At 73.8% G+C, this 17,104-nt stretch carries 9 protein-coding genes; 2 read left to right on the forward strand and 7 right to left on the reverse strand.

Features of this window, described 5'->3' with window-relative positions; genetic code table 11:
* The first annotated feature begins 166 nt into the window (after positions 1–166).
* On the forward strand, positions 167–5,134 hold the full coding sequence (locus ACZ597_RS22340; protein ID WP_471332810.1) for an NAD-glutamate dehydrogenase: 4,968 nt from the start codon (positions 167–169) through the stop codon (positions 5,132–5,134).
* A 175-nt stretch (positions 5,135–5,309) separates the two neighbouring features.
* Here the strand turns inward: ACZ597_RS22340 and ACZ597_RS22345 are convergent, their stop codons facing one another.
* Positions 5,310–6,095, reverse strand: a complete 786-nt coding sequence (locus tag ACZ597_RS22345; RefSeq protein WP_471332812.1) for an ABC transporter ATP-binding protein — start codon at positions 6,093–6,095, stop codon at positions 5,310–5,312.
* On the reverse strand, positions 6,088–6,987 hold the full coding sequence (locus ACZ597_RS22350) for an ABC transporter permease (RefSeq protein ID WP_471332815.1): 900 nt from the start codon (positions 6,985–6,987) through the stop codon (positions 6,088–6,090). The genes ACZ597_RS22345 and ACZ597_RS22350 overlap by 8 nt, the downstream gene beginning before the upstream one ends.
* Positions 6,988–7,147: 160 nt before the next feature.
* Here ACZ597_RS22350 and ACZ597_RS22355 point away from each other — a divergent pair, with 160 nt between their 5' ends.
* Positions 7,148–7,765 (forward strand): TetR/AcrR family transcriptional regulator, encoded by a 618-nt coding sequence (locus ACZ597_RS22355; RefSeq protein WP_471332818.1) that lies wholly within the window; start codon positions 7,148–7,150, stop codon positions 7,763–7,765.
* Positions 7,766–7,802: 37 nt separating this feature from the next.
* On the opposite strand, the gene ACZ597_RS22360 is transcribed toward ACZ597_RS22355, so the two are convergent.
* The 5 genes from ACZ597_RS22360 to ACZ597_RS22380 all read right to left on the reverse strand — a co-directional run bounded on the left by ACZ597_RS22360 (position 7,803) and on the right by ACZ597_RS22380 (position 16,915).
* Positions 7,803–10,058 carry a bifunctional glycosyltransferase/CDP-glycerol:glycerophosphate glycerophosphotransferase gene (locus tag ACZ597_RS22360; RefSeq protein WP_471332820.1) on the reverse strand — a complete coding sequence of 752 codons (2,256 nt, stop codon included), beginning with the start codon at positions 10,056–10,058 and terminating at the stop codon, positions 7,803–7,805.
* Between the two features lie 134 nt (positions 10,059–10,192).
* The gene (locus ACZ597_RS22365) at positions 10,193–11,092 is read right to left on the reverse strand and encodes a carbohydrate ABC transporter permease (RefSeq protein ID WP_471332823.1); all 900 of its coding nucleotides are present in this window, start codon (positions 11,090–11,092) and stop codon (positions 10,193–10,195) included.
* Positions 11,089–12,462 (reverse strand): carbohydrate ABC transporter permease, encoded by a 1,374-nt coding sequence (locus ACZ597_RS22370; RefSeq protein WP_471332825.1) that lies wholly within the window; start codon positions 12,460–12,462, stop codon positions 11,089–11,091. Before ACZ597_RS22370 ends, ACZ597_RS22365 begins: the two co-directional genes overlap by 4 nt.
* Positions 12,423–13,835, reverse strand: coding sequence for an ABC transporter substrate-binding protein (locus ACZ597_RS22375; RefSeq protein ID WP_471332828.1), 1,413 nt, complete (start codon positions 13,833–13,835; stop codon positions 12,423–12,425). Before ACZ597_RS22375 ends, ACZ597_RS22370 begins: the two co-directional genes overlap by 40 nt.
* 104 nt (positions 13,836–13,939) lie before the next feature.
* Positions 13,940–16,915 (reverse strand): FtsK/SpoIIIE domain-containing protein, encoded by a 2,976-nt coding sequence (locus tag ACZ597_RS22380; protein WP_471332831.1) that lies wholly within the window; start codon positions 16,913–16,915, stop codon positions 13,940–13,942.
* Positions 16,916–17,104 lie beyond the last annotated feature (189 nt).

The following is a 17,104-nucleotide window of genomic DNA, read 5'->3' on the forward strand; positions in this document are numbered from 1 at the left end:
CGCCGCCGGGACCTGTCGATCACGGTCGAAGCCTTCCCCGGCGGCTCTCCCGACGCCGCGGCGTCGAAAACCGATCCGGACGGACATCCCGCCTCATCGCGGCGCTTTGTCATTCCTTCCTTCACCACCTACGTCACGCAATGGCGCGCGACAGGAGCCAGAGGACATGCAGACCAAGCTGGACGAAGCAAAGGCCGAGCTGCTCGCGCGGGCGGCACGGGTAGCTGAGAACAGCCCGGCCGGGGGGCTACTTCCGACTGGGTCCGAGCACGGTGAGCGCCCCGATCAGGGCACGACGCTCTCCTACCTCCAGCGCTACTACCTGCACACCGCCCCCGAGGACCTCGCCGACCGGGACCCGGTCGACGTGTTCGGCGCGGCGCTCTCCCACTACCGGCTCGCCGAGATCCGGCCGCAGGGCACCGCGAACGTCCGGGTCCACACCCCCACGGTCGAGGAGAACGGCTGGACCTCCAGCCACTCGGTCGTCGAGGTCGTGACGGACGACATGCCGTTCCTCGTGGACTCCGTGACGAACGAGCTGTCCCGCCAGGGCCGCGGCATCCACGTCGTGATCCACCCGCAGGTCGTCGTGCGCCGTGACGTCACCGGCAAGCTGATCGAGATCCTCGGCCCCGACTGCGACGCCCACGGTCCCAAGACCGCGCGCCCCCACGACTCCCTCGTCGAGTCCTGGATCCACGTCGAGATCGACCGCGAGACCGACAAGGCCGACCTCAAGCAGATCACCGGAGACCTGCTGCGCGTCCTGTCCGACGTCCGCGAGGCCGTCGAGGACTGGGAGAAGATGCGCGACGCCGCGCTGCGCATCGCCGACGACCTGCTGAACGAGCCCACCGCGCCGGACCTGCGCGAGTACGAGCTCGAAGAGGCCCGCGAGCTGCTGCGCTGGCTGGCCGACGACCACTTCACCTTCCTCGGCTTCCGCGAGTACGACCTCGTCGACGGCGACGCCCTGTCCGCCGTGCCCGGCACCGGCCTCGGCATCCTGCGCTCCGACCCGGTCCACCACGGGCAGGAGGACGCGCACCCCGTCTCGCCGTCCTTCAACCGGCTGCCCGCCGACGCCCGCGCCAAGGCCCGCGAGCACCGCCTGCTGGTGCTGACCAAGGCCAACAGCCGCGCCACCGTGCACCGCCCCTCGTACCTCGACTACGTGGGCGTGAAGAAGTTCGACGCCGACGGCAACGTCGTCGGCGAGCGCCGCTTCCTCGGCCTGTTCTCCTCCGCCGCGTACACCGAGTCGGTGCGCCGCGTCCCGGTGATCCGCCGCAAGGTGTCCGAGGTCCTGGAGGGCGCCGGCTTCTCGCCGTCCAGCCACGACGGCCGCGACCTGCTCCAGATCCTGGAGACCTACCCGCGCGACGAGCTGTTCCAGACCCCGGTCGACAAGCTCCGCGAGATCGCCACGTCCGTGCTGTACCTCCAGGAGCGCCGCCGGCTGCGGCTGTACCTGCGCCAGGACGAGTACGGCCGCTACTACTCGGCGCTCGTGTACCTGCCGCGCGACCGCTTCACCACCGGTGTCCGGCTGCGCCTGATGGACATCCTGAAGGAGGAGCTCGGCGGCACCAGCGTCGACTTCACCGCCTGGAACACCGAGTCGATCCTCTCCCGCATCCACTTCGTCGTCCGCGTCCCGCAGGGCACCGAGCTGCCCCTGCTGACCGACGCCGACGTCGAGCGCGTCGAGGCCCGCCTGGTCGAGGCGGCCCGTTCGTGGGCCGACGGCTTCGGCGAGGCGCTGACGGCCGAGCTGGGCGAGGAGCGCGCGGCCGAGCTGAGCCGCAAGTACGGCACCTCCTTCCCCGAGGGCTACAAGGCCGACCACTCGCCGCGTGCGGCCGTGGCCGACCTGTGCCACCTGGAGAAGCTCTCCGCCAGCGAGCGCCCCTTCGCGCTGTCGCTGTACGAGCCCGTCGGCGCGGGCCCCGGCGAGCGCCGCTTCAAGATCTACCGCACGGGTGAGCAGGTCTCCCTCTCCGCGGTCCTGCCGGTCCTCCAGCGCCTGGGCGTCGAGGTCACCGACGAGCGGCCGTACGAGCTGCGCCGCAGCGACCGGGTCAGCGCCTGGATCTACGACTTCGGTCTGCGGATGCCGCTGTCCACGGGCAACGGGGACGCCTACCTCGGCGACGACGCGCGCGAGCGGTTCCAGGAGGCCTTCGCGGCCGTGTGGACCGGCGACGCCGAGAACGACAACTTCAACACCCTCGTCCTGGGCGCCGGCCTCACCTGGCGCCAGGCCGTCGTGCTGCGCGCGTACGCCAAGTACATGCGCCAGGCCGGCTCCACCTTCAGCCAGGACTACATGGAGGACACCCTCCGCAACAACGTCCACACCACGCGCCTGCTGGTCTCGCTCTTCGAGGCGCGGATGTCGCCGGGCCGCCAGGCCGCCGGCACCGAGCTGATCGACGCCATGCTGGAGGAGCTGGACGGGGCCCTGGACCAGGTCGCCTCGCTCGACGAGGACCGCATCCTGCGCTCCTTCCTGACGCTGATCAAGGCGACCCTGCGGACGAACTTCTTCCAGCTCGACGAGGCGGGCGAGCAGCACTCGTACGTGTCGATGAAGTTCGACCCGCAGGCCATCCCGGACCTGCCGGCCCCGCGCCCCGCGTTCGAGATCTGGGTGTACTCCCCGCGCGTCGAGGGCGTGCACCTGCGCTTCGGCAAGGTCGCCCGGGGCGGGCTGCGCTGGTCCGACCGGCGCGAGGACTTCCGTACGGAGGTGCTCGGCCTGGTCAAGGCGCAGATGGTCAAGAACACGGTGATCGTGCCGGTCGGCGCCAAGGGCGGCTTCGTCGCGAAGAACCTGCCGGACCCGTCGGTGGACCGTGACGCGTGGCTCGCCGAGGGCATCGCCTCGTACAAGATCTTCATCTCGGCGCTGCTCGACATCACCGACAACATGGTCGGCGGCGAGGTCGTGCCGCCGAAGGGCGTGGTCCGCCACGACGAGGACGACACCTACCTCGTCGTCGCCGCCGACAAGGGCACCGCGACCTTCTCCGACATCGCCAACGGCGTCGCGGAGTCGTACGGCTTCTGGCTGGGCGACGCGTTCGCGTCGGGCGGCTCGGCCGGCTACGACCACAAGGGCATGGGCATCACCGCCCGCGGCGCCTGGGAGTCCGTCAAGCGGCACTTCCGCGAGCTGGGCCACGACACCCAGACGCAGGACTTCACGGTCGTCGGCGTCGGCGACATGTCCGGCGACGTCTTCGGCAACGGCATGCTGCTGTCCGAGCACATCCGCCTGGTCGCCGCCTTCGACCACCGGCACATCTTCATCGACCCGGCCCCGGACGCGGCGACCTCGTACGCGGAGCGCCGGCGCCTGTTCGAGCTGCCGCGGTCCTCGTGGGCGGACTACGACACCGCGCTGCTGTCGGCGGGCGGCGGGATCCACCCGCGCAGCGCCAAGAGCATCCCGGTCAACGCGCAGATGCGCGCGGCCCTCGGCATCGAGGCGGGCGTCACCAAGATGACCCCGGCCGAGCTGATGCAGGCCATCCTGCAGTCCCCCGTGGACCTGCTGTGGAACGGCGGCATCGGCACGTACGTCAAGGCGACCGCCGAGACGCACGCCGACGTCGGCGACAAGGCCAACGACGCGATCCGCGTCAACGGCTCCGACGTCCGCGCCAAGGTCATCGGCGAGGGCGGCAACCTGGGCCTGACCCAGCTGGGCCGCATCGAGTTCGCCCGTACCGGCGCAGGCGGCGAGGGCGGCAAGGTCAACACCGACGCCATCGACAACAGCGCGGGCGTGGACACCTCCGACCACGAGGTGAACATCAAGATCCTGCTGAACGCGGTGGTCGCGGACGGCGACATGACCGTCAAGCAGCGCAACAAGCTGCTCGCCGAGATGACCGACGAGGTCGGCTCCCTGGTGCTGCGCAACAACTACGCGCAGAACACGGCCCTGGCCAACGGCTCCGCCCAGGCCCCGAGCCTGCTCCACGCCCAGCAGCGCTTCATGCGCCGCCTGGGCCGGGACGGGCTGCTGGACCGCCAGCTGGAGTTCCTGCCCAACGACCGGCAGATCCGCGAGCTGCTCAACACCGGCAGGGGCCTGACCCAGCCGGAGCTGGCCGTCCTCTTCGCCTACACCAAGATCACGGTGGCGGACGAGCTCGTCCACACCGAGCTGCCGGACGACCCGTACCTGCGCCGCCTGCTGCACGCGTACTTCCCGGGCGCCCTGCGCGCGAAGTTCCCGGAGCAGATCGACGGGCACGCGCTGCGCCGGGAGATCATCACCACCCTGCTGGTCAACGACACCGTCAACACCGGTGGTTCGACCTTCCTGCACCGTCTGCGGGAGGAGACCGGCGCCTCCATGGAGGAGATCGTCCGGGCGCAGCTCGCAGCCCGCGAGATCTTCGGCCTGGCCGAGGTGTGGGACGCGGTCGAGGCGCTGGACAACAAGGTCCCGGCCGACGTCCAGACCCGGGTGCGGTTGCACTCGCGGCGCCTGGTGGAGCGCGGTACGCGCTGGCTGCTGAACAACCGGCCGCAGCCGCTCCAGATCACCGAGACCATCGAGCTCTTCGGGGCCCGGGTGGCGGAGGTCTGGTCGGAGCTGCCGAAGCTGGTGCGCGGCGCGGACCTGGAGTGGTACCAGTCGATCCTGGACGAGCTGACCGGCGAGGGCGTGCCGGAGGAGCTCGCGGCGAAGGTGGCCGGCTTCTCGTCGGCGTTCCCGACGCTGGACATCGTCGCCATCGCGGACCGGACGGGCGTGGACCCGCTGTCCGTCGCCGAGGTGTACTACGACCTGGCCGACCGCCTGGACATCACGCAGCTGATGGACCGCATCATCGAGCTGCCGCGGTCCGACCGCTGGCAGTCGATGGCCCGCGCGTCGATCCGCGAGGACCTGTTCGCGGCGCACGCGGCGCTGACGGCCGACGTGCTGGCCGTGGGCAACGGCTCTTCCACTCCCGAGGAGCGCTTCAAGGCGTGGGAGGAGAAGAACGCGGCGATCATCGGCCGGGCGCGGACGACCCTGGACGAGATCCGGGGTTCGGACGACTTCGACCTGGCGAACCTGTCGGTGGCGATGCGGACGATGCGTTCGCTGCTGCGCGCGCACGCGTAGTCGCTCGCGCGACCGGTGACTGGTACGGGCCGGGCCCGGAACCCCTCGGGGTTCCGGGCCCGGCCCGTACGCGTCGTCGGGTGCGGCGGCGTTGCCGGGGGCTCTGCCCCCGGACCCCCGCGCCTCAAACGCCGGCGGGGCTGGTCGGGCCGTCGGGTTGGTTGGGTCGGCGGGGCTAAGGGTTGCCCGAGGTGAAGGCCTCGTAGGCGTCGCAGACTTCCTTGGAGGGGCCGTCCATGCGCAGGACGCCCGTCTCCAGCCAGATCGCCCGGTCGCAGGTCTCGCGGACCGTGCCGATGGAGTGGCTGACGAGGAAGACGGTGCCGGCCCGGGCGCGGAGTTCCTCGATGCGGGCCTGGCTGCGGCGCTGGAAGGCGGCGTCGCCGGTGGCGAGGGCCTCGTCGATCATCAGGACGTCGTGGTCCTTGGCGGCGGCGATGGAGAACCGCAGCCGGGCGCCCATGCCGGAGGAGTACGTGCGCATGGGCAGGGAGATGAAGTCGCCCTTCTCGTTGATGCCGGAGAAGTCGACGATGTCCTGGTAGCGCTCGCGGACCTGCTGCCTGGTCATGCCCATCGCCAGCCCGCCGAGGACCACGTTGCGCTCGCCGGTGAGGTCGTTCATCAGGGCGGCGTTCACTCCGAGGAGGGACGGCTGGCCGTGGGAGTAGACCGCGCCCCGGGCCACCGGCTGGAGGCCGGCGATGGCCTTGAGGAGGGTGGACTTGCCCGAGCCGTTGGAGCCGATCAGGCCGATCGCCTCGCCCTTGTGGGCGGTGAAGCTGACGCCCTTGACGGCGTGGACCTCGCGGACGCCGGGGGTGGGCTTGCGGGAGAAGATCCGGCTGAGAGCGGCGGTGGCGCCGCCCTTGCGGCCGCCGCCGTGCACCTTGTAGACGACGTGGACCTCGTCCGCGATGACGGTCGGGACACGGGTGCCGGTGTTGTCGGTGTCAGCCACGGCCGTACTCCTCCTCTGCCTTCCAGAACCAGACGAAGCCGCCGACCCCGGCGAGCAGCGCCCAGCCGATGGCGATCGGCCACACGTGGTGCGGGAGCGAGCCCGCCTTGAAACTGTCGATGAGGGCGAACCGCATCAGGTCGATGTAGACGGCCGCCGGGTTGGTCTTGAGCATCAGCGAGACCCACTGCGGCAGGTGGTCCGTCTTGAGCATGGTGTCGATGGACCACATCACGCCCGAGGAGTACATCCAGGTGCGGAGCACGAACGGCATCAGCTGGCTGACGTCCGGGTTCTTGCTGCCGATGCGGGCCATGACCATCGCGCAGCCGGCGCAGAAGACGGCCATCAGGAAGAGCGCCGGGACCGCGATCAGCCAGGAGGGGGAGGGGGTCTGCCCGAAGGCCAGCAGCAGGACCACCAGGGCCGCCATGGTGACGAGCAGCTGCTGGAAGAGCTGGACCACGGAGGAGATGGGCAGGCTGGCGCGGGGGAAGTGCAGGGCGCGGACCAGGCCGAGGTTGCCGTGGACGGCGCGGGTGCCGGCGTTGACGGAGCTGCCGATGAAGTCCCAGACGAAGACGCCGGTGATCAGGAACGGCACGTAGTCGGGGACGTCGTGGCTGGCGCGCATCACGATGCCGAAGACGAAGTAGTAGACGGCCGCGTTGAGCAGCGGGGTCATCAGGTGCCAGACCTGGCCGAGCTTGGCCGTGCTGTACGTGGCCTGCATCCGGGCGGTCGCGTACGCCGTCACGAAATGGCGCCGGTTCCACAGCTGCGCGACGTAGCGGGGCAGGGAGGGGCGGGCGCCGCTGACGGTGAGGCCGTGGGCTGCCGCCAGCTCCGCGGGGGAGGGCGGCGCGGGGGTCGCGGTGGTCACGGTGGTCACGGGATCGCTTTCGACGGGGGTCGCCCCGACAGGGGCCGGGCGTCGCCGGACGACAGGACGGGTCCGTATCGTCGTTACGGCGACAGTAGGGCGTGCCGCGTCGGAACGCAACCGTATCGTCGCGACGGGTGGGTGACGTCGTCGCCGTTATGCTCGGTGCATGACCAACGACCCCGCCGCCGCTCCCGCCGCCCGCCGCGCCCCCGCCGGCGCCGCCGTCCTGCGCGAGGACGTGACCGAGGCGATCCGCGCCGCGGTGGTGGAGGAGCTGGCCGCCGTGGGCTTCGTCCGGATGTCGATCGAGGGCATCGCGCGCCGCGCCGGGGTCGGCAAGACCGCCGTGTACCGGCGCTGGAAGTCGAAGCTGCACCTGGTGCTCGACCTGATCGGCGCGGTCGCCGCCGACGGCATCCCGGTGCCGGCGACCGGGTCCCTCTACGGGGACGTACGCGCCCTCCTGGAGGTCATGTCACACGTGCTGCGGCACCCCGTGGCCTCGGCGGTCATCCCCGACCTGCTGGTGGAGGCCGCCCGGAACCCGGAGATCGCCGAAGCGGTCCGGGGGGCGTTGCTGGAGGGGCAGCGGCGGCTCGCCGAGGGCATCGTGTCGGAGGCCGTCGCCCGGGGGGAGCTGCCGGAGTCCGCGTCCCCCGAGCGGGCCCTCGACCTGGCGATCGGGCCGCTGTACTGGCGGCAGGTGGTCGTGCGGGATGCCGTGCCGGCGGGCTATCTGGACGGGCTCGCCCGCTCGGTGGTGGCGGGACTGCGGGCCGGCTAGCCGGCCGGCCGCCGGTCGGGGTGCCGGTGCGCGGGGTCTACGGCCAGAGGCCGGCGGACAGGGGGGTCAGGTCCGGGGCCGAGGCCGCGGGGGCGGGACGGCGGTCCTCCAGCGGGGTGATCGCCGGGACCGGGGCGGGCTGGCCCAGGAAGACGCGGCGGACCACGCGCTCCGCCGCGTGCCCGTCGTCGTACGAGCAGAAGCGCGAGCGGAACGCGGCGCGCAGCTGCGCCGAGCGGGAGCCCTGCCAGTGGCCGGTGGCGAAGATGTCCACGAGCTCGTCCTCGGTGCGGGCGATCGCGCCCGGGGGACAGGAGCGCAGGTCGAAGTAGGTGCCGCGGGCGGCCTCGTACGCCTCCCAGTCGTCGGCGTGGATCACGATCGGCCGGTCCAGCGCCGCGTAGTCGAACATCAGGGACGAGTAGTCCGTGACCAGCGCGTCCGAGGCGAGGCACAGCTCCTCCACCGACGGATGGGCGGAGACGTCCAGGAGCCTCGGGTGCGGGTCGCGGGCGGAGGGGGTGTCCGCGTACGTCAGGTGGGCGCGGGTGAGGATCGTGAAGCGCGGGCCCAGGTCCCGCAGGACCCGCTCGAAGTCCAGGTGCTCGGGCCGGCTGCGCCGGTAGTCGCGGTGGGTCGGGGCGTACAGGATCGCGGTGGTGCCGGGGGCGATGCCCAGGCGCTCGCGCAGGGCCAGCACCTCCTCCTGGCCGGCCCGGTGGAAGGGGTCGTTGCGGGGGTAGCCGTACTCCAGTGTCGTGTAGGAGGCGGGCACGGCCTTCTCCCACACCAGGGTGGAGTGGCGGTTGGAGGAGAGCAGGTAGTCCCACTGGTCGGCGCCGCGCAGCAGCCCCTCGAAGTCCGTGGTCGGGGCGGCCGCCGGACGGTCCTGGAGGTCGAGGCCGACCCTCTTGAGCGGGGTGCCGTGCTGCGTCTGGAGCAGGATCTGGCCGGGCCGCTTGACCAGGGCGCGGTCGAAGTTGACGTTCGTGGTCAGGTACCCGGCCCGCGCCAGGGCGCTCCAGTACGCGGCCGAGCCCGGCCGCAGCAGCGTCGTCTCGGGCGGCAGGGTCGGGGCGTGGCGGGGGTCGCAGATCCACGCCGTGCGCATGCGCGGGGCCAGCTCGCGCAGCTTCGCCTCGATCGCCGCCGGGTTGCAGGCGTAGCCGCCGTGCCAGTACGCGGAGAACACCGCCAGCTCGGGCCGCAGCGGGAGCAGCCGCTGGACGCGGTAGTGCAGCCGCAGGGCGCTCTCGCGCAGCCCCCGCCACAGCGCCGACCCGGCGCGGCCCGCGGCCAGGGCCCCCGAGCGGACGGCCGAGGCCAGCCCGTACGCGCGCCGGACGCCCAGCCGCATCAGGGCGTGCCGGAGCCGGTCGGTGCGGGACAGCGACAGCGGCAGGGACGCGGGGCCGCCCGGGACGCGGTGGCGGCGCAGCAGGGCCGAGGCCCGCGCGAAGAACTCGGCGCGGGCGGCGCGCGGGAGGCGGCGCGGGTCCGCGTACACGGCGCAGAAGTGCTCGGCCATCCGCCGGTGCACCGCGGGGCGCCAGCGGTCCAGCTCGGGGCGGGCGGCGAGGTGGCCGAAGACCCGGTCGTACTGGTCGAAGATGTCGAGGTGGCGCCGGCTGGTGGTGGTCAGGATCGAACCGGTCCGGCGCTGGCGGTAGTGGACGCAGACCCGGTCCAGGACGGCCACGGACTCGGCGGCCAGCAGCGCCGGATAGGTCCAGGGGGTGTCCTCGTAGAAGCCGGGCGGAAACTCCAGGCCCTCCCGCTCCACGTACTCGCGGCGGTACGCCTTGTTCCACACCACCATCAGCATGCCGAGCAGGGCCGGGCGGTCGGCGAGGCGGAAGCTGGCGGGTCCCTCCTCGGACAGCCGGTGGGCCAGGCGGTTGCGGACGGTCTCGCCGGTCCAGAAGGTGCGCGCGTAGTCGTAGACCAGGACGTCGGGGGAGCCGGTGGCCTTGAGCCGGTCGGTGACGGCCTGGAGGGCGCCGGGGGCGAGGGTGTCGTCGCCGTCGAGGAAGAGCAGGTAGTCGCCGGTGGCCCGGGCCAGACCCGCGTTGCGGGCCGGGCCCAGGCCCAGGTTGTGCGCCAGGTGCACCGCCGTGACCCGGGGGTCGCGGGCCGCGTACTCGTCGATGATCGAACCGCAGGCGTCCGGGGAGGCGTCGTCGACCGCGATCAGTTCCAGATCCGGGTAGGACTGGGACAGGACCGAGTCCAGGCTCTCCTGGAGGTACGCCTGAACCTTGTACGCGGGCACGATGACGCTGAACCGGGGCACGGCACATCCAGGGGTCGGCGCGGGCATATTGCCCAGGAACCACGCGCGCGGCGATCGGGTTACGCTGCGTGCGGCATTCGGGTTACGCAGCGTCAACACCCCATGTCGGACGCGGCCGTCCCGGTGGCCGTGGGTTACTTGACGGCGCCGGCCATCACCCCCGTCGCGAACTGCCGCTGGAAGGCGAAGAAGACCAGCAGCGGCACCACCATCGACAGGAACGCGCCGGGCGCCAGCACGTCGATGTTGTTCCCGAACTGCCGCACCTGCTGCTGGAGCGCCACCGTGACCGGCGGGTGCGCCGAGTCGGCGAAGACCAGCGCGACCAGCATGTCGTTCCACACCCACAGGAACTGGAAGATGCCGAGCGAGGCGATCGCCGGACCGCCCAGCGGCAGCACCACCCGAGCGAACAGCCGCAGTTCGCCCGCCCCGTCGAGCCGGGCCGCCTCCAGCAGCTCGCGCGGGATCTCCGCGAAGAAGTTCCGCAGCAGGAACACCGCGAACGGCAGCCCGAACGCGGTGTGGAACAGCACCACCCCCGCCGTGGTCTCGAACAGGCCGATGGAGCCGAAGAGTTCCGACACCGGGATCAGTGCCACCTGCACCGGGACCACCAGCAGCCCCACCACGACCAGGAACAGCCAGTCCCGGCCCGGGAACTCCAGCCACGCGAAGGCGTAGCCGGCGAACGCGCCGAGGGTGAGGACGAGCAGCGTCGCCGGGACGGCGATCGCCACCGTGTTCAGCAGCGAGCCGGTGATGGTGTCGTTCTCCAGCAGGCGCGCGTAGTTGGACGCGGTCAGCCGCGAGGGCTCGGTCAGCGCCCGCCACCATCCGCCGCGGTTCAGGTCGTCCGGGGAGAGGAGGGAGGACACCAGCAGCCCGAGCGTGGGCAGCAGCCAGAACAGCCCGGCCAGGACGAGGAAGACGCGCAGCAGCACGCTCCCCGCCAGCCGCCGCACGACGTTCGCCGCGGTGCTCGTCCGGCTGCTCGGCCGACTGCCCGCCGGGGTGCTCGGTCGGGCGCTCATCGGGAGGCCTCCTTCCGCATCCGGCGGATGTTCAGCAGCATCACCGGCACCACCAGCACCAGCAGCAGCACCGCGATGGCGCTGCCGAGCCCCGGATCGGCGTCCGTCCCGAAGGACGTCCGGTACAGCTGGAGCGCGAGCACGTTCGCGTCGTCCTGCACCGCGCCCGGCGCGATCACGAACACCAGGTCGAACACCTTCATCACGTTGATGACCAGCGTCACCAGGACCACCACCAGCACCGGCGCCAGCAGCGGCACCGTGATCCGGCGGAACACCTGCCACTCCCCGGCCCCGTCCACCCGCGCCGCCTCCAGCAGCTCGCGCGGCACCGCCGCCAGCCCCGCCCCGATCAGCACCATCGAGAACCCGGCCCACATCCACACGTACGCCCCGATCACCGCCGGGGTCACCAGCACCGGACCGAGCCACTCCACCCCCGCGTACGCCGCCCGGAAGTTCGACGCCGGAAGCCGCAGCCGCGCCCCGTCCGCCTCGCCGGGCAGCGTGAAGGTGCCGTCCGGGCCGGCCGTCGCCGAAGCCACCACCCGGCCGTCCTTCACCGCCTCCACCCGCATCCCGGACAGGCCCGACTCCGCCGCGTCGACCACGTTCGGCAGCCCGCCGCCGCCCCGGGTGAAGTCCTGCCAGACGGTGCCGGTCACCTTCCCCGGCACCGGCCCGGCGCCGCCCGCCGTACGCGTCCCCGCGGGCAGGGCCTCCGGCGCCACCCCGACCAGCGGGAGCAGCACCGGCTCGCCCGCCCGTACCGTGCCCCGCGTCACCAGGGCGCCGCCGGCTGCGGGCTCCAGCGGGGAGTCCCGGCCGGGACGGGCCCCCGGGAAGGCGGAGGACTCCGCGAAGGTGTCGTGCACCCCGACCCACACCGCGTTGGCCACGCCCCGCTGCGGGTCGTGGTCGTACACGAGCCGGAAGATGATGCCCGCCGCCAGCATCGAGATCGCCATGGGCATGAACACCAGCAGCTTGAACGCCGTCCCCCAGCGCACCCGCTCCGTCAGCACCGCGAAGACCAGCCCCAGCGCGGTCGCCGTCGCCGGGGCGAACACCACCCACACGGCCGTGTTCCGCAGGGCCGTGCGGATCACCGGGTCGCTCAGGATCTCCCGGTAGTTGCCCGCCCCGACGAAGGTGTCGCCGGAGCGGTCGAAGAGGCTGCGGTAGAGGGAGTAGCCGATGGGCTGCACCACGAGCGCCCCCAGCAGCACCAGGGCGGGCAGCAGGAACGCCGCCGCGACCAGCCGCCGGCGCGTCACGTCCTTGCGGTGCGCCCGGGGCCGGGCCCCGGCCCTGGCCTGCGCCGCCACGGCTAGTTCCCTCCCCCACCTACCGGTGGGAGGTGCCCCCATGCCTTGGCCGCTTCCGCCTCCAGCCTCTCCTGGGTCCCCGCCACGTCCGACGGGTTCGCCAGGAAGTCCTGGAGGGCCTTCCACTCGCCGGTGCCCGGCGTCCCGCCGAAGGTCGCCGGAGCCTGGTCCGACATGTCGAAGCGGAAGTCGTCGCCCGCCGCGATCAGCGCCTTCGCGATGCCCCGCTGGATGTCGTTCGGGTACGCGGCGAAGTCCACCGCCTTGTTCGGCGAGACGAACCCGCCCTCCCGGGCCTGGATCGCCGCCGCGTCCGCCGACGCCAGGAACGTCAGCAGCGCCTGCGCGCCCTTCCCCGGCTTCAGCGCCACCGCCACGTCACCGCCCGACACCACCGGAGCCTTCGCACCGACCGCCGGGAAGGGGAAGACCAGCGCGTCCTCACCCACCTTCGCCTTCGTCTGCGCGATGTTCACGGCCACGAAGTCACCCTCGAAGACCATCGCCGCCGCCGGCCGGTCCCCGCCCGTGAAGGTCTGCGTCACCGACTTCGGGAACTCCGTCGCCAGCGCCCCGCCCGGACCTCCCGCCAGGAAGTCCTTGCGGGCGAACAGCTGCCCCAGGGCGGTCAGCGCCTGCTTGACGCTGTCGTCCGTCCACTTGATCTCGTGCCGGGCCAGCCGGTCGTACTTCTCCGGACCCGCCTGCGAGAGGTAGACGTTCTCGAACCAGTCCGTGAGGGTCCAGCCGTCCGCGCCCGCCACCGACACCGGCGCGGTGCCCGACGCCGAGAGCGTGTCGGCGACCGAGAGGAAGTCCTTCCAGGTCGCCGGGGGCTTCACGCCCGCCGCCTCGAAGGCCTTCGCGTTGTACCAGACCAGCGACTTGTTGGCCGCCTTGTAGTAGACGCCGTACTGGGTGCCGTCCACCGCGCCCAGCTTCCGCCAGCCCGGCGAGTAGTTCTTCTCCAGCTGCGCCGCCGCCTCCGGGCCCACCGGCTGCGCCCACTTGTTCTGCACCGCCGCCGCCAGCGCCCCGACCTGGGGGAGCAGCGCGACGTCCGGCGGCTGACCGCCCGCGATCTTCGTGCCGAGGAAGGTGACGATCGGGTCCTGTGCCGGGACGAAGGTGACGCTCGCCCCCGTCCGCTTCTCGAACTCCTTCAGCACCTTCGTGAAGTTCGCCTGCTCGGCTCCCGTCCAGACCGCCGCGACCTCCAGCTTCTCGCCGGGCAGCTTCGGTAATTCGACGGTGTGCGCGCTCTGCTGCCCGGACGGTGTGGACCCGCCCGTACCGCCGCCGTCACCGCCCCCGCCGCCGCAGGCGGTGAGCGCGAGCGCGCCCGCCGCGGCCAGTGCCGCCCAGACTCTTGCCGCCGTGCGTTTCGTGTGGCCGGTTCCGTGCTGTGCCCGCATGGTCTCGCCCCCGATGCCGTCGTGCCCGTGGTGTGCCGCGTGCCACAAGGTCTACGCCGACCAGCGCACCCCCGCAATAGCGCGCGGCGGCGGTCCGGGGCGGGTCAGGGGGCCTGGGGGAACGGCACCGGTATCGCCGAGACCAGGTGGGAGGCCCGGTCGAGGGCACTGGCCAGCAGCGCGAGGTCGGTGGGCCCGTTGCCCAGCTCGCGCACCGGCCGGCGGGCCGGCGGGTCGCCCATCCGCTCCCACTCCACCGGAACCACGGTCGGCCTCAGGGTCGCGGTGCGCGGGATCCGGCCGGTGACCCGGCCCGCCTGGAAGGGCACCGCACGCCCGTCGGCGTACAGCAGCCGTCCCCGGCCCGGCCCCGGCCGGTCGGGCGCGTCCAGCTCCACCCGCAGCGTCGCCAGCCGGGCCGCCTCGGTCTCGGCGGTCCGCTCCGGGCGGGCGCTGGCCACGACCAGGTGCACGCCCAGCCGGGTGCCCTCCCGGGCCACCCCCTCCAGGATCCGCACCACCGAACCGGCGGCCGGCCGGCCCGGGCTGCCCAGCGCCGGGGCCACCAGCGCGTCGAAGTCGTCGACCAGCAGCACCAGCCGGGGCAGCGGGGTCGGCCCCGCCGCCGGCTCGGTGCGGGTGGCGGCCGCGCGCAGCCGCAGGGTTCCGGTGCGCGGCGAGTCGATGTCCCCGTTCAGCTCGCCGGGGGCCGGCCGGCGGGGCGAGACCATCCGGTCGGAGAGCTCGCGGCGGGCGTGCCACTCGGTGAAGGGGACGCCGTCCAGCAGCTCGTGGCGGCGCTTGAGCTCGGCCCCGAGGGCCTGCGCGAACTCCCGCATGCGCAGCGGGTCCGAGGCCACGAGGTGGGCCGACACGTGCGGGAGTTCCGTGCACGGCAGGAGGCCGTCGCCGCGCTCGCCGCCGGCGCCGTCGAGGAGGAGCAGGCCGAGGCGGTCGGGGCGGGCCGCGGCGGCCAGGGAGGCGGCGATGGAGCGCAGCAGCTCCGTCCGGCCGCTCCCGGCCGGACCCTCCACGAGCAGGTGCGGGCCGTCGTGGACCAGCTCGGCTCCGACCGGCCCGCGCCGGCCGGTGCCGAGGACGATCTCCGCCAGGCCGCCGACGCCCTGCCCCTGGTCGGTGGCTTCCGCCCAGCGGGCCATCAGGGAGGCCGGGGTGGCACGGGCCAGGCCCAGTTCGTCCAGCAGCCGCGACGCCGCCGGGAGGGTGGCCGCGGCCGGGCGGGACGCGCCGCCGCCGGGCTGGGCGCCCTCCGCGCGGAGCGGGGCCAGGGCCCGGGCGAACCGCTCCGCCCAGGCCGCCGAGACCCCGTCGGCCACCGCCGTGCGGCCCGCCGCGGCGGGGCGGCCGCCGCTGACCGCGAAGCTGCGTACGGCCGTGGCCACGTCGCCGCTGAGCAGGGCGAACCGGCCGCAGTCGCGGAACGCCGGGGTGGCGGCGCAGGCCGTCTCGTAGGTCGCCGCGACCGGGGAGGCGGCGGTGGCGGCCGGGGTCTCCGCGAGCACGAGGAGGTGGACGCCGGCCGCGGTGCCGTGCGAGGCGAGCCGTCCGGTGAGGTCGCGCAGGGCCGCGCTGCCCGGGTCGCCGTCCAGGACGACGAGCGTGCGCGGGCCCTCGTACGCGGCGGCGGCCTGCCGCAGCGCCGCGGGGTCGGCGGCGGCCCAGCCGGTGCCGAGCGGGCCGTCCTCCAGCCGCCGGGTCAGCTCGGCGGTGCGGGCGGACGCCTGGTCGCGGTCGTACGCGAGCAGCAGCCGGCAGTCCTGGCCGTGCGCCGGCCGTACGTGGGGCAGCCAGCCGAGCCAGCCCCAGTCGCGGCGGCGCTCCGCCACGGGCCGGGCGCGGTCGGCGGCCAGCAGGACGATCTCCAGCCGGGCCGGCGAGTGCAGTCCGGCGAGCTGGGCGACCACCGAACGGGCCACCCCCGTGAGCCGCGCCCGGGGCCCGGCGACGCCGAGCGAGCCGCACTCGGGGAACGACACCCGGCTGCCCGCGCCGAGCCCCGCCTCCAGGAACCGGGGGTCCCCGGCCCCGCGCGACCACAGCCGCCCGGTGGGCCCGAGCGCCGCCAGCAGCACCGCCGCCGGGTCGTCCTCGTCGGGAGCGGCCTGCGCGGGCGCCTCGGGTTCGGCCGGCTGCCCGGGGGCGTCCTCGTCGCCGCGCACCCACTTGCGGGCCCAGGCGCCGATACCGCCGCGCCGGCGCGGCCTGGCGCCGCCGTCCGGGTCGGTACCGGGGTCGGCCTCGGGCCCGGCGGCGTCGGGGCGGGGCCCCGGGGCGGGGTGGGGCGAAGGACCCCGCGGGGCGGCCGGGGCCTCCGGGCCCGTACGGCCGCCGGGGGCGTGCGGGCCCGCGTCCGGTTGCGTTCCGCCGGGGGCGCCGTCGGCCCCCGCGCCGCCGCCGGAGGCGCCCGGCAGGCCGAGGTGGCCCTCCAGGTCCGGGACGACCACCAGCGCGGGCTCGCCGCCCGCCGGGGCGAGCCGGAGCGTGGACTCGCCGATCCGCAGCAGCGCGCCCGGCGCCAGCGGGACCGACGCGGCGCCGACGTCGGCGCCGTCCAGGACGGTGCCGTTCGTCGAGCCGAGGTCGGCGACGGTGACCCGGCCGTCCGCCAGCACGGTCACCGCGCAGTGCAGCCGTGACACGTCCGGGTCGTCGAGCGGCACGTCGGCGTCCGCCGAGCGCCCGATCCGCACGGACCCGGCGTGCAGCAGGTGGACGCCGCCCGCGTCGGGTCCGGCCACCACGTGCAGCTGCGGGGTGCCGGGGCCGTCGGCGGACGGGACGGCGGCGGTGTCCGGTCCGGGGACGTGCAGGTGCAGCACCGCGCCGTCCACCAGGGGCGGTTCGCCGAGTACGGCGCGCTGGGGGTCGAGGCGGCGCGAACCGGCGTACAGGACGACCGTGCCTCCGGTGTCGGGGCCGCCCGCGGCCGCGGCGAGTCCGGAGGCCACCGCGGCGAGCGCGGTCCCGGCGGGCGCGGTGACGAGCACGTCACAGCCGGCGGGCGCGGTGGCGGCCTGGTGGCCGCTGCGCGACCCGAGGACGGTCAGCCGGATCTGCATCGCCGTCAGCGGTCCCTTCTGCGCGGAGCGCAGTGCGCGGTGCGTGCGTGCGCCCGCAGGGGGACGGCGGCAGCTGCCCCGCCCGATCGACCCCCCGCCCGGCACGGACGCCTCGTCCGTTCAGGTCTGCCGGAAGGCAGGGCTCCCGTCCCGGCCGTTCCGTACGGGTGCATCCTCGCACCTGTCGCC

The organism is Streptomyces sp. NPDC040718 (assembly GCF_055593565.1).

Bases quoted from the DNA above. Each gene is read 5' to 3' on its own strand.
- ACZ597_RS22375 (WP_471332828.1), bottom strand. From the start codon at position 13,835: ATGCGGGCACAGCACGGAACCGGCCACACGAAACGCACGGCGGCAAGA.
- ACZ597_RS22370 (WP_471332825.1), bottom strand. From the start codon at position 12,462: ATGGGGGCACCTCCCACCGGTAGGTGGGGGAGGGAACTAGCCGTGGCG.
- ACZ597_RS22365 (WP_471332823.1), bottom strand. From the start codon at position 11,092: ATGAGCGCCCGACCGAGCACCCCGGCGGGCAGTCGGCCGAGCAGCCGG.
- ACZ597_RS22380 (WP_471332831.1), bottom strand. From the start codon at position 16,915: ATGCAGATCCGGCTGACCGTCCTCGGGTCGCGCAGCGGCCACCAGGCC.
- ACZ597_RS22340 (WP_471332810.1), top strand. From the start codon at position 167: ATGCAGACCAAGCTGGACGAAGCAAAGGCCGAGCTGCTCGCGCGGGCG.
- ACZ597_RS22355 (WP_471332818.1), top strand. From the start codon at position 7,148: ATGACCAACGACCCCGCCGCCGCTCCCGCCGCCCGCCGCGCCCCCGCC.